Source organism: Xanthomonas sp. NCPPB 3959, from assembly GCF_056675575.1.
The window spans coordinates 86,157-97,847 of sequence record NZ_JBWWVR010000001.1 but is presented as its reverse complement, the minus strand read 5'-3'; the positions used below and the strand labels follow the sequence as shown (position 1 = coordinate 97,847).

Here is an 11,691-nt window from a genome sequence, read left to right as displayed (position 1 = left end):
TGCATAGACAGATTGAGCATCATCGGACTGGTGCTGGCGATCGTGGCGATCGAAGGCGACTACGTCAGCATCGAAATCCAGGACGACGGCGCCGGCATCGACCCCGAGCGCCTGCGCGAAATCGCCCGCAACAAGGGCCTGATCGACGCCGAAGCCGCCGCCCGGCTGAGCACCGACGAATGCCTGCATCTGATCTTCATGCCGGGCTTTTCGACCAAGGCCGAAGTCACCGACATCTCCGGCCGTGGCGTGGGCATGGACGTAGTGCAATCGCGCATCCGCGAACTCAGCGGGCAGATCCAGATCCAGTCCGAACTGGGCCGCGGCAGCCGCTTCATGATCCGCGTGCCGCTGACCCTGGCGATCCTGCTGGTGCAGGCCGGCGAAGCGGTCTATGCACTACCGCTGGCCCGCGTGGTGGAGGTGCTGCACGCCCCGCAGACCTCGCTGGGCTGGTTCGACGACCGCGCCGTCCTGGACCGTCGCTCGCACACCCTGCCACTGATCGATCTGCGCCGCTGGCTGGGCGTGCCCGCCGAGCAACCGCCGCTGCTGACCGTGGTGCTGCTGCAGGCCGGCGAAACCCGCTTCGGCCTGGTGGTGGATCAGGTCCGCGGCCGCGAGGAAGTGGTGATCAAACCACTACCGCGCGCCCTGCGCGGCCTACCCGGCTATGCCGGTGCCACCCTGATCGGCGACGGCCGCATGGCGCTGATCCTGGATGTGGACGGATTGCGCTCCAGCGATCATTGATTTTGGGGATTCGGGATTCGGGAATCGGGAATCGGGAATCGGGAATCGGCATTACGATCCTGGTCGCATGATGTTGATGACAACGGCTGCGTATTGCGGCCTTTGTCGTTTCCACGCGTCGCCTCGCCGAGAACCTAGGCCGCCACACGCGGCTGCACGTTGCGCTCGATCTCGCTGCGGTTGGGCAAGGTCTTGAGTTCATACGTGGCCTGCAGCGCGAGCCAGGACGCCGCATCGCCACCGAAGTGGCGTGCAAGCCGCGCTGCGGTATCGGCGCTGATGGCACGCTCGCCATGCACGATGCTGTGGATGCGCGTTGCCGGTACATCCAGCGCCCGCGCCAGGCCGTTGATGGTCAGCCCCAGCGGCAGCATGAAATCTTCCCGCAGGATTTCGCCAGGATGGATGGCGCGCAGTTTGTTGGTGAGTCGCATGGCAACACCTCAGTGGTAATCGACAATCTCAACGTGCTCGGGGCCGGCGTCAGTCCAGACAAAGCACACACGCCATTGGTCATTGATGCGGATGCTGTGCTGACCTGCACGCGTACCCGCCAACAGCTCAAGCCGATTGCCCGGCGGGCTGCGCAAGAACTCCAGCGTCTGCGCCGAATCCAGCAATTGCAGCTTCCGTTCGGCCGCTGCCTGCATGGACCGGAATTGCCGCGGGCTAGCGCCTTCGAACAAGGCGCGTGTGTGCTTGCATCGAAACGACTGGATCATCCTGATCACCCTCATTACGTCAGACGGAATATATTACGCATCGCGTAATAACGCAAGGGTGATCCATACCCTCACCCCAATCCTCGCGCCCCGGCCCGGCCCGCGCTTACGGCGCGGTCGCTTCGAGGCACGCGCGCCAATGGAGCGCAAATCGTGCCTTCTCGCCCGACGGGAGATGGGCTTCAAGCAACTTCTTCATCACCGCGTTCATGCCTTTTCGAAGTCACAGCAACAACGTACTGAGGCGGTAGCGTGGCCGGGGATTGGCGGAGAGCGGCACGAGGATGTGCCGCGCGGCGAGTCAGACAGGATGTCTGACCGAGCCGAGGAGCCGATCCCCGGCCGGGCTGCCGCCGCTTACCGAAGCCGGCGACTAGCAGGCGAGGGCCTGGTCGTACCCTGAAAAACCGTACCCTCACCCCAACCCCCGCTCCGCGCCCCGGCCCGCGCTTGCGGCGCGGGCGCTCCAAGGCACGCGCGCCCATGGCGCGCAAGCTGTGCCTTCTCGACCCGGCGGGAGAGGGGCTTTAAGCCAGCAGGAAATGGGCCTTCAGCCCAAAACGACAACTTTCTGGCGCTTCAACCAAGCGCGCCTATCAAGTCCGCCGCGCCTGGGCCGATACCGCTTGCATGGACAGACTCAGCATTATCGGACTGCTGCTCGCGATCGTGGCGATCGTGGGCGGTAGCGTGTTGAAAGGCGCCGGGATTTCGTCGCTGTGGTCGCCGGCTGCCTTCCTGATCGTGATCGTCGGCACCGTGGCGGCGATTTTGCTGCACACCTCCCCGGCAGTTTTCCGGCGCGCCTTCAAGATCCTGCGCTGGGTGATCCAGCCGCCCGCCAGCGACCGCCCGCAGCTGCTGGCGCGCATCGTCGAATGGAGCAACATCGCCCGCCGCCAGGGCTTGCTGGGCCTGGAAGACCAGCTCCCGCGCCAGGACGACGCGTTTCTGCGCAAAGGCTTGCAGATGCTGGTCGATGGCGTGGAGCCCGAATCCATGCGGCATATGCTCGAGATCGAAGTGGACAACCAGGAGCGTCAGGATCTTGCCGCCGCCAAGGTGTTCGAAGGCATGGGCATCTACGCACCCACGCTGGGCATCATCGGCGCGGTGCTGGGCCTGATGGCGGTGATGAAGAATCTGGCCGACCCGGCCATGCTCGGGCACGGCATCGCGGCTGCGTTCACCGCCACCATCTATGGCATCGCCTCGGCCAATCTGCTGTTTCTCCCGGTCGCCGCCAAGCTCAAGAGCGTCATCCATTGCAGCACCAACGAGCGCGAAATGGCGATCGAAGGGCTGATTGCGATCGCCCAGGGCGAGAACCCGCGCAACATCGAATCGAAATTGGCCGGATACTTGCATTAAGCCCGTCATGGCCCGCCGTCGCAAACATCACGAAGAACATGGCAACCACGAAGCGTGGGCGATTCCGTATGCCGATCTGATGACGCTGCTGCTGGCGTTCTTCGTAGTGATGTACGCCATCTCCTCGCTCAACGAGGGCAAGTACAAGGTCATGGCGCAGGCGCTGACCACTGCGTTCGGTGGCTCGTCCAATGCGGCCAGCCCGGTGCAGATCGGCAAGACCCAGACCTTGGGCGCCGATTACGACCGCCCCTCGGTGATCAAGGCCGGCGCACCGATGGCCGCCTCCAACGGCCCCACCGACCCCACCCTGCTGCCATCGATGGCCGCGCAGATGCGCATGCCGGTGTCGCTGCGCAACCAGGCGCAACTGGCGCGTGCACAGCGGCAGATGGACGCGGTGGCCGCGCAGCTGAGCAAGACGCTGGCGCCGCTGATCGACAAGAAACTCATCACCATCCGCCGCAACGATCTGTGGATCGAAGTGGAGATCAACAGCGACATTTTGTTCGGCACCGGCTCGGCGGCATTGGCCGGCACCGCCCGCGACACGCTGTCCACCCTTGCCTCGGTGCTGCGCGATGCGCCCAACGGCGTGCGCGTGGAGGGCTATACCGATAACCAGCCAATCGCCACCGCGCAGTTTCCCTCCAACTGGGAACTCTCGGCCGCGCGTGCCGCCAGCGTGGTGCACCTGTTTGCCGACGACGGTGTCGCCCCGCAGCGATTGGCGATGGTGGGCTATGGAGAATTCCGCGCACGTGCCGATAACAGCACTGAGGCGGGACGGAATGCGAACCGGCGCGTGGTGTTGATCATCCTCGCTGATTCGGCTGGCTCACTCGCACCCGATCCGCCATCGCAGATGCATGCGACCGCCGCCGGGGCGCCGAAGCTTCCCAAGTCTGACGGCGGCCAAACGGCCGTCACCACCGAAAGCGGCACAAGTTCCGTCCCCGCCGTAATTCAAGGAGTGCAGTGAGATGCGTATCTGGGCAATCGCCAACCAAAAGGGCGGCGTGGGCAAGACCACCACGACGCTGGCACTGGGTCGCGGCCTGGCCGCGCTCGGCCACCGGGTGCTGTTGGTCGATCTCGATCCGCACTCCTCGCTCACCCGCGCGTTCGGCGTGGCGGTGGACCCGCCGCCGCGCGGGGTACTGGACCTGTTCGGCACCCCGCCGAGCGATCTGGCCAGCCTGTTGCACGAAAGCAGCATCCCCGGCCTGTCCTATGTGTGCGCACAAGCGGCACTGGCCACGCTGGAACGTCGCAGCGCCAATCAGCCCGGTCTGGGCCTGGCCCTGCAGAACGCCATGACCCGCCACGCCGGCCAACACGACTACATCCTGCTGGACTGCCCGCCGACCCTTGGCCTGCTGATGATCAATGCCCTGGCCGCCTGCGACCGCGTGGTGGTGCCGACCCAGGCCGAGCCGCTCGCCCTGCATGGCCTGGCCAGCATGGTGCGCACCGCCGACATGGTGCAGCGCTCGCGTCGCCGTCCGTTGCCGGTGTCGATCCTGCCGACCCTGTTCGACCGCCGCACCCGCGCCGGCACCGAAACCCTCAAGGAAATGCAGGCCACCTATGGCGCCGTGGTCTGGGAAGACGCGGTGCCGGTGGATACCCGTATCTGTAACGCTGCGGCGCTGACCGTTCCCGCCACCGGCGGCGACTATCAGGGCCGTGGCCTGTCTGCTTATCGCCGCGCGCTGGAATGGGTGCTGGCCGATGACGCGATGCCCATGGAGCAAGCCGCATGAGCAACCACACCGCCAACGGTGAGCTCGACGATTATCTGGAAGGCCTGCTGCACGATGCCGGCGTGGAGATCCCCGCTGCCGTCACTGCCGCTGCTGTCACCGCTGCGGTGGCGACTGCCGACATCGCCGCGGCACCGGCGCTTGCCGACACCGACGCAGACCTCGCGCTGGCAGAGCCACCCGTGCAGGCTGTCGCTGTGCCGGAAACAATCGCCCCCGTGCTCAGCGCCGAAGCGATTGCCGCCGATTTCCTGGCCGAAATGGACGCCGACCCCGCCTTCGGTCCACCGGTCGTCGCCGCGCCGAGCGCTGCAGACATCGCCGCCGATTTCCTCGCCGAAATGGATGCCGACCCGGCCTTCGGCCCGCCGGTCGTCGCCGCGCCGAGCGCTGCAGACATCGCCGCCGATTTCCTCGCCGAAATGGATGCCGACCCGGCCTTCGGACCGCCAGTCGTTGCCGCGCCGAGCGCTGCAGACATCGCCGCCGATTTCCTGGCCGAGATGGATGCCGACCCCGCCTTCGCCACCGCCGCGCCCAGCCCGTTCATGAGCACGGCCGATCTGATGGCCGAAATGGACGCAGACCCGGCCTTCGGTACCGCCGCCTCCAGTGCCGATCTGCTGGCTGCCGATCTGTTGTCGGAGATGGATGCGGACCCGGCCTTCGGTCTTGCCGCACCAGCCGCGCCGGCACCGGCGCGCCCGGCGCAAGCACCGATCGCGCCGCACCGCGCGCCACCGCCATCGATCTATCCGCAAGGCCTTGAGGCGCTGCTGGCGCCCGGCCAGGCCGAGCGCATCCATGCCGAACGGCGCGCGGCCGAACGCAGTACGCGTTGGCTGCGCCTGCGCTGCGGCGAACAGACGTATGCACTCGAATTGCTCAAGGTGCAGGAAGTGGTCTTGCCGGTACCGCTGCTGCCATTGCGCGGCACCCCCAGCGCGATGCTCGGCATCATGAATCTGCGTGGCCAGGTGGTACCGGTGATGGATCTGGGTATCCATCTCGGAGCATCGGCGGTGGACATGGATCTGCACACCCGCGTGGTGGTGCTGGAAGAAAACGGCGAAACCATGGGTCTGCGCGTGTCGGCGGTGGAAGACGTCACCAGCCTCACCGATCAGCAGATCGAGCCACCGGACAACGCACGCCTGTGCCGCATCTCGAACAACCTGTTCCGCGGCGTCGCGCGCCTGGGTCATCAGCCGATGATCCTGCTCGATGCCAGCCATCTGCTGCATTGATGCGCCGCATAGCTGACGCGCGCATGCACGCGCAGCGATTCAACGTTAAAGCTTTCCCGCCCCCCGCCGTTAGTACGCATAGAACCGTCCGTTCGGAGCAACGATGAGCACAGTGACATTGGGTGAGGATCTCGGCATCGAGACCAGCACCGACCTCAAGCAAAAGCTAGCCGCAGTCCTCGCGGAGGATGGCGATCTGGTGCTTGACGCCGGTGAAGTCCGCCGCATCCACACCGCCAGCGTGCAGTTGCTCTGCGCCTTCGTGCAGGCCCGCCGCCAGGCCGGGTTGAACACCGAGTTCGATGGCTGCAACGACACTTTTAGAGATGCGGCCCGTCTGCTCGGCGTCACCGACGCGCTCGGACTTTCCGCATCCAATGACAACCTGAAATCTGTGGAGAACGCCGCATGAGCGCACGTATCTTGGTGGTGGACGATTCGGCGTCAATGCGCCAGATGGTCTCTTTCGCCCTCACCTCTGCCGGCTTTGCCGTCGAAGAAGCCGAAGACGGCGCCGTTGCGCTGGGCCGCGCGAAGGGCCAGCGCTTCAACGCGGTGGTCACCGACGTGAACATGCCCAACATGGACGGCATTTCGCTGATTCGCGAACTGCGCCAACTGCCGGACTACAAGTTCACCCCGATGCTGATGCTCACCACCGAATCGGCGGCCGACAAGAAATCCGAAGGCAAAGCTGCCGGTGCCACCGGCTGGCTGGTCAAGCCGTTCAATCCAGAACAGCTGATCGCCACCGTCCAGAAAGTTCTGGGTTAATTCTCTCTCGCTTCACCATCGGATTTCGCACCCATGAGCATGGACCTGCAACGTTTCCACGCCACCTTTTTCGAGGAAAGCCGTGAAGGGCTCGACGCGATGGAGGCCGGGCTGCTGTCCCTTGAAGAGGGCAACCGCGACCCGGAAATCATCAACTCGGTGTTCCGCGCTGCGCACTCGATCAAGGGTGGCGCTGCCACTTTCGGTTTCGAGGCCGTCGCCGGCCTGACCCACGTGCTGGAGACGCTGCTGGACGAACTGCGCTCCAACAAGCGCCAGCTCGCCCCCAATGCGGTCGATGCCATGCTCGGCTCGGTCGACGTACTGCGCGCCCTGCTGCGCGAAGCCGAACACGGCACCCCGGCCGACCCGGCTGCGGTCAAGGCCGTGCACACCCGCTTGAACGCGGTGCTGGCTGGCGAAGCACCGGTAGCTGCAGTCGTTGCCAAGCCGAAGGAAGAAGAACCCGAAGCCTGGCACATCGGCTTTACCCCGGCGCCGTCGCTGTTCATGAGCGGCAACGATCCGCTGCGCATCATCCGCGAGCTCGAGCACCTGGGCCCGCTGCAGATTGCCGCCCGTCTGGAGCGCATGCCGGGCTTTGAAAACATCGATCCGCTGGAAGCCTATCTGGCTTGGGATCTGGGCCTGATCGGCAAGATTCCGCGCAGCAAGATCGAAGACACCTTTGCCTGGGTGGTGGACGATTGCGAGCTGGACATCCGCCCGATGGCCGTGCCCGGCCCGCCGCCTAGCCTGGCGGTGGACGCGGCCGACACTGCCGCCGTCGCGGTTGCAGCAACCGCCGCTGCAGAACCTGCGGCCGCCGTTGCCACGCCTGCCAAGGCCGCCGCTGCCGAAGCCGAAAGCTCCATCCGCGTCAGCGTCGACAAGGTCGATGCCCTGATCAACCTGGTCGGCGAACTGGTCATTACACAGGCCATGCTCAAGCAGGTCTCCACCGGCCTGGACCCGGCGCATGCCGAACAGTTGTTTGCCGGTCTGGATCTGCTCGAACGCAACACCCGCGATCTGCAGGAAGCGGTCATCGGCGTGCGCATGCTGCCCGTCGATGCGGTGTTCCGCCGCTTCCCGCGTCTGGTGCGCGACCTCTCCAGCCGCCTCGGCAAGCAGGTGCGTCTGCGCACGATTGGCGAAAGCACGGAACTGGACAAGGGCTTGATCGAAAAGATTGCCGATCCGTTGGTGCACCTGGTGCGCAACTCGATCGACCATGGTCTGGAAATGCCCGATGCGCGCCGCGCCTCCGGCAAGGACGAGACCGGCACCATCACCCTGGCTGCATCGCACCAGGGCGGTCACATCGTGATCGAAGTCAGCGACGACGGCCGTGGCCTCAATCGCGCCAAGATCCTGGAAAAAGCGGCCGAACGCGGCATTGCCGTGCCGGACAACCCGACCGATGCGCAGGTGTGGGATCTGATCTTCGCACCGGGCTTCTCCACCGCTGACGCAGTCACCGATCTGTCCGGTCGTGGCGTGGGCATGGACGTGGTCCGCCGCAACATCCAGGGCCTGGGTGGCGAAGTGCAGCTGGAAAGCAGCGCCGGCAGCGGTACCCGCGTGCTGATCCGTCTGCCGCTGACCCTGGCCATCCTGGACGGCATGACCGTGTCGGTGGCCGGCGAAACCCTGATCCTGCCGCTGTCCTACGTGCTCGAAGCGCTGCAGCCGGCGCCGGAAGATGTCCGCTCGATGGCCGGCGACGGCCGGGTGCTGCGGGTGCGTGGCGAATATCTGCCGATCCTGTCGCTCACCAATTACTACGGTTTCGGCGGGCAACAGTCCTCCAAGGAATCGCTGGTGGTGGTGGTCGAGGGCGACGGCCAGAAGATCGCGCTGGAAGTGGACGAATTGCTTGGCCAGCAGCAGGTCGTGGTCAAGAACATCGAAAACAACTATCGCCGTATCCCGGGCGTCTCCGGCGCCACCATCCTCGGCGATGGACGGGTCTCGCTGATCGTGGACATCGGTGGCCTGGTGCGTTCGTTGAAAGTGCCGCAGGCGGCGTAAGACGCAAAGCCGCAGAAGAAGGCACTAAGAGCGGCTAACAAAACCTAGCGAGCGCCTGTCAGTGACTGCAGTGGTTTTCTCGGCCGTCTCTTGGTGGATGCAGTCAGAAGTCCAGATCAAACACTGAGTGGGTCGAATGCGCGGTGCCCTCACCGCTCGCGGGACACGCCGTGAACCCGTCCCTGGGGGCTCGGTGGCGGCATCCATGCCGCCACACGGTCCCGCGATCGGCGAGGACACCGCACCAGAGAGTCTGCTGGTTGCATTGTTTAAAACCATGCATACCGACCATCTCCACTGGTCCTTGCCTGCCCACCGTCGCGGGACCTTACGCGGCATGGATGCCGCGTAAGAGCCTACACGGACGTACTTGCGGCGTGTCCCGCGATGGTGGGCGGGCAAGGGCCCTGCAGCCAGACAGCAGATCAGCCGGCCTGCAGTAGGCTGGCGTGACGTAGTTTTGTTAGCCGCTCCAAACCGCGAAGGCCGCCGATGTTGTGCGGTAACGACAAAGCCCTGGCAGCGATGCCGGGGCTTTGTCGTTACCACGCACCCACTCGCCACACGCTGGCACTGCCGCCGTTGCCGCCCTTCATTGCACGACGCAACGCAACGCCTCATACGCAGCGCACCCGCCGCAGCGACGATGAACGCAGACGCATCGAAGAACGCGCATCAGCTCAAGAAAACCCGCCAGCGAACGCTACCGCTGTACCTCTTTTCCTCCCTCCTCCCCGAGAACACCATGAAATTTCTGCATTCGCTCAATGTCGGGCGACGCCTGGCGTTGGCCTTCACCTTGTTGATCGTTTTATTGGCCGGCTCCACCAGCCTGGCGTTATACGAATTCAAGACGGTCAAGAACCAGGTCTCCATCATTATCGAGATCAATAACCGCAAGGCGCAGCTGCTCAACCAGATGCGCGAGAGCAATATGCTGGGCGAACGTTATATCCGCGACTTCATGCTGGCCACGCCGCAGCAACAGCCCACGATCGATGCGCAGCTCAAGGCCAATCGCGCGCACTACGCCGAGTTGTGGACTGCGCTGAAACGCCTACCGACCACTGCAGATGGCATGCGTGCACGCCAGACCATCGAAGACAGCCTCACCGCCGCCCGCGCCACCAACAACCGCCTGCTCGGCATGATCCGCGACGGCAATCTGGACGGCGCCAAGCAGCTGTTGAGCGGTGAAGCACAGCCGCTGCTGGAGCGACGCTCCAACGCGATTGCCGCCGCAGTGGAACTGCAGAACCAGCAGAACGCCGCCGGTGCAGCCGCCATCCTGGGCAGTGTTGCGCTGGCCAACCGCGCCCTGATCGCCTTCGGCCTGCTGTCGGCGTTTCTGGCCGCCGCACTGGCATGGTTGATTTCGCGCAGTCTGGTGCGTCCATTGACCCAAGCCACGCAAGTGGCCGAAGCGATCGCGCATGGCAACCTGGACAACCCGATCGGCCCGCAGCCCGGCGACGAACCCGGCCAGTTGTTGACCAGCATGCGTGGCATGCAGGAACAGCTCAAAGCCGTCTCCGCGGCGCAGCAGGACATGGCCCGCCGCCACGACAGCGGGCAGATCAGCTTCCGCATGGACGAAGCGGCGTTTCCCGGCGAATACGGCAGCATGGTGCGCGACACCAATGCACTGGTCGAATCGCATATTGCGGTGAAGATGAAGCTTGCACGGATCATGTCGCGCTATGCGATCGGCGATATGAGCCAGGACATGGACCGCCTGCCTGGCGAGAAGGCCGTGCTCAGCGACACCATGGATGCGGTCAAGCGCAATCTCTTGGCGATGAACAGCGAAATCAAATTGCTGGCGCAGGCCGCCGCCAATGGCGACTTCAGCGTGCGCGGCGATACGCAGCGCTTCCAGTACGATTTCCTTGCGATGGTGGAGAGCCTCAACCAGCTGATGGCCACCGCCGACGGCAATCTGGGCGCGCTGTCCAAGGTGCTGCAGGCGATTGCCGCCGGCGATCTGACCGAGCGGATGCACGGCCAGTTCCACGGTGTGTTCGCACAGATGCGCGACGATGCCAACGCCACCACCGAGCAGTTGTCCGGCATCGTCGGGCGCATCCAGCACGCCACCACGTCGATCAATGCCGCTGCCAGCGACATTGCCGCTGGCAACAACGACCTGTCGCAGCGCACCGAACAACAAGCGGCCAACCTGGAAGAAACCGCCGCGTCGATGGAAGAACTCACCTCCACTGTCCGGCAGAACGCCGAAGGCGCCCGCCAGGCCAACCAGTTGGCGATCGGCGCAGCCAGCGTCGCCTCGCAAGGCGGCGAAGTGGTGAGCAAGGTGGTCGCCACGATGGCCGACATCGAGGCATCGTCGAAGAAGATCGCCGACATCATCAGCGTGATCGACGGCATCGCCTTCCAGACCAACATCCTGGCTTTGAACGCCGCCGTGGAAGCGGCGCGTGCGGGCGATCAGGGTCGTGGTTTTGCGGTGGTGGCCTCCGAAGTGCGAACGCTGGCCCAGCGCTCGGCTGGTGCGGCCAAGGAGATCAAGCACCTGATCGACGATTCGGTCGGCAAGGTCGCCGAAGGCGCGTTGCTGGTGAATCAGGCCGGCACCACCATGACCGAAGTGGTCGCCAGCGTGCAGCGCGTGACCGACATCATGGGCGAGATCTCCGCCGCCTCGCAGGAGCAATCCGCCGGTATCGAACAGGTCAACCTCACCGTGACGCAGATGGACGAGGCCACCCAGCAGAATGCCGCATTGGTGGAAGAAGCCAGTGCCGCCGCGCGTGCGATGGAACAACAGGCTGGTGAGCTGTCCGATGCGGTGGCGATCTTCAAGATCCAGCCGAACGTTGCGCTGCCTTCGACAACGAGCACCCCTGCCCCGCGGCGTCTGGTGGTGGTTTAAGCGTCTGACGGTGCTTTGGCATAGGACGTGGGTTTAGGCATCTGACGGGTTTAGGCATCAAAGAGCACTTTTGCTCACAAGGCTTTAAGCGCACTAGGCTTCGCCCGTACCCTCATCCGGCGCTGCGCGCC

General features: G+C 64.7%; 9 protein-coding genes and 2 pseudogenes. 10 read left to right on the top strand and 1 reads right to left on the bottom strand.

What is annotated here, in order from left to right; translation table 11 throughout:
• Positions 1 to 51: 51 nt before the first annotated feature.
• Positions 52 to 753: pseudogene (locus AC1KVG_RS00355) on the top strand (chemotaxis protein CheA); the annotation flags it as partial.
• 134 nt (positions 754 to 887) lie between these two features.
• Here the strand turns inward: AC1KVG_RS00355 and AC1KVG_RS00350 are convergent.
• Positions 888 to 1,187 carry a HigA family addiction module antitoxin gene (locus tag AC1KVG_RS00350; protein WP_023903908.1) on the bottom strand — a complete coding sequence of 100 codons (300 nt, stop codon included), beginning with the start codon at positions 1,185 to 1,187 and terminating at the stop codon, positions 888 to 890.
• Here AC1KVG_RS00350 and AC1KVG_RS00345 point away from each other — a divergent pair.
• The 9 genes and pseudogenes from AC1KVG_RS00345 to AC1KVG_RS00305 form a co-directional block, all read left to right on the top strand.
• Positions 1,155 to 1,523 carry a hypothetical protein gene (locus tag AC1KVG_RS00345; RefSeq protein WP_430544135.1) on the top strand — a complete coding sequence of 123 codons (369 nt, stop codon included), beginning with the start codon at positions 1,155 to 1,157 and terminating at the stop codon, positions 1,521 to 1,523. The genes AC1KVG_RS00350 and AC1KVG_RS00345 overlap by 33 nt on opposite strands.
• Positions 1,524 to 2,105: 582 nt before the next feature.
• Positions 2,106 to 2,846 carry a flagellar motor protein gene (locus AC1KVG_RS00340; protein ID WP_006452732.1) on the top strand — a complete coding sequence of 247 codons (741 nt, stop codon included), beginning with the start codon at positions 2,106 to 2,108 and terminating at the stop codon, positions 2,844 to 2,846.
• A 7-nt stretch (positions 2,847 to 2,853) separates the two neighbouring features.
• The gene (motD, locus tag AC1KVG_RS00335) at positions 2,854 to 3,828 is read left to right on the top strand and encodes a flagellar motor protein MotD (RefSeq protein WP_023903906.1); all 975 of its coding nucleotides are present in this window, start codon (positions 2,854 to 2,856) and stop codon (positions 3,826 to 3,828) included.
• A 1-nt stretch (position 3,829) separates the two neighbouring features.
• Positions 3,830 to 4,612, top strand: coding sequence for a ParA family protein (locus AC1KVG_RS00330; protein WP_317060719.1), 783 nt, complete (start codon positions 3,830 to 3,832; stop codon positions 4,610 to 4,612).
• A complete protein-coding gene (locus AC1KVG_RS00325) occupies positions 4,609 to 5,859 on the top strand; it encodes a chemotaxis protein CheW (protein WP_481093155.1) in 1,251 nt (416 codons plus the stop codon). Before AC1KVG_RS00330 ends, AC1KVG_RS00325 begins: the two co-directional genes overlap by 4 nt.
• A gap of 103 nt (positions 5,860 to 5,962) precedes the next feature.
• Entirely contained in the window at positions 5,963 to 6,271 is a 309-nt protein-coding gene (locus tag AC1KVG_RS00320; RefSeq protein WP_023903904.1) for an STAS domain-containing protein, read from the top strand.
• Positions 6,268 to 6,633 (top strand): response regulator, encoded by a 366-nt coding sequence (locus AC1KVG_RS00315; RefSeq protein ID WP_002806565.1) that lies wholly within the window; start codon positions 6,268 to 6,270, stop codon positions 6,631 to 6,633. The genes AC1KVG_RS00320 and AC1KVG_RS00315 overlap by 4 nt, the downstream gene beginning before the upstream one ends.
• Before the next feature lie 33 nt (positions 6,634 to 6,666).
• Positions 6,667 to 8,667 (top strand): chemotaxis protein CheA, encoded by a 2,001-nt coding sequence (locus AC1KVG_RS00310; protein WP_006448511.1) that lies wholly within the window; start codon positions 6,667 to 6,669, stop codon positions 8,665 to 8,667.
• Between the two features lie 745 nt (positions 8,668 to 9,412).
• Positions 9,413 to 11,548: pseudogene (locus tag AC1KVG_RS00305) on the top strand (methyl-accepting chemotaxis protein); the annotation flags it as partial.
• Positions 11,549 to 11,691: the final 143 nt, after the last annotated feature.

Excerpts from the sequence above, each read along its gene's own strand:
- AC1KVG_RS00345 (WP_430544135.1), top strand. The coding sequence starts at position 1,155 with ATGGATGGCGCGCAGTTTGTTGGTGAGTCGCATGGCAACACCTCAGTG.
- AC1KVG_RS00350 (WP_023903908.1), bottom strand. The coding sequence starts at position 1,187 with ATGCGACTCACCAACAAACTGCGCGCCATCCATCCTGGCGAAATCCTG.
- AC1KVG_RS00340 (WP_006452732.1), top strand. The coding sequence starts at position 2,106 with ATGGACAGACTCAGCATTATCGGACTGCTGCTCGCGATCGTGGCGATC.
- motD (WP_023903906.1), top strand. The coding sequence starts at position 2,854 with ATGGCCCGCCGTCGCAAACATCACGAAGAACATGGCAACCACGAAGCG.
- AC1KVG_RS00330 (WP_317060719.1), top strand. The coding sequence starts at position 3,830 with ATGCGTATCTGGGCAATCGCCAACCAAAAGGGCGGCGTGGGCAAGACC.
- AC1KVG_RS00325 (WP_481093155.1), top strand. The coding sequence starts at position 4,609 with ATGAGCAACCACACCGCCAACGGTGAGCTCGACGATTATCTGGAAGGC.
- AC1KVG_RS00320 (WP_023903904.1), top strand. The coding sequence starts at position 5,963 with ATGAGCACAGTGACATTGGGTGAGGATCTCGGCATCGAGACCAGCACC.
- AC1KVG_RS00315 (WP_002806565.1), top strand. The coding sequence starts at position 6,268 with ATGAGCGCACGTATCTTGGTGGTGGACGATTCGGCGTCAATGCGCCAG.
- AC1KVG_RS00310 (WP_006448511.1), top strand. The coding sequence starts at position 6,667 with ATGAGCATGGACCTGCAACGTTTCCACGCCACCTTTTTCGAGGAAAGC.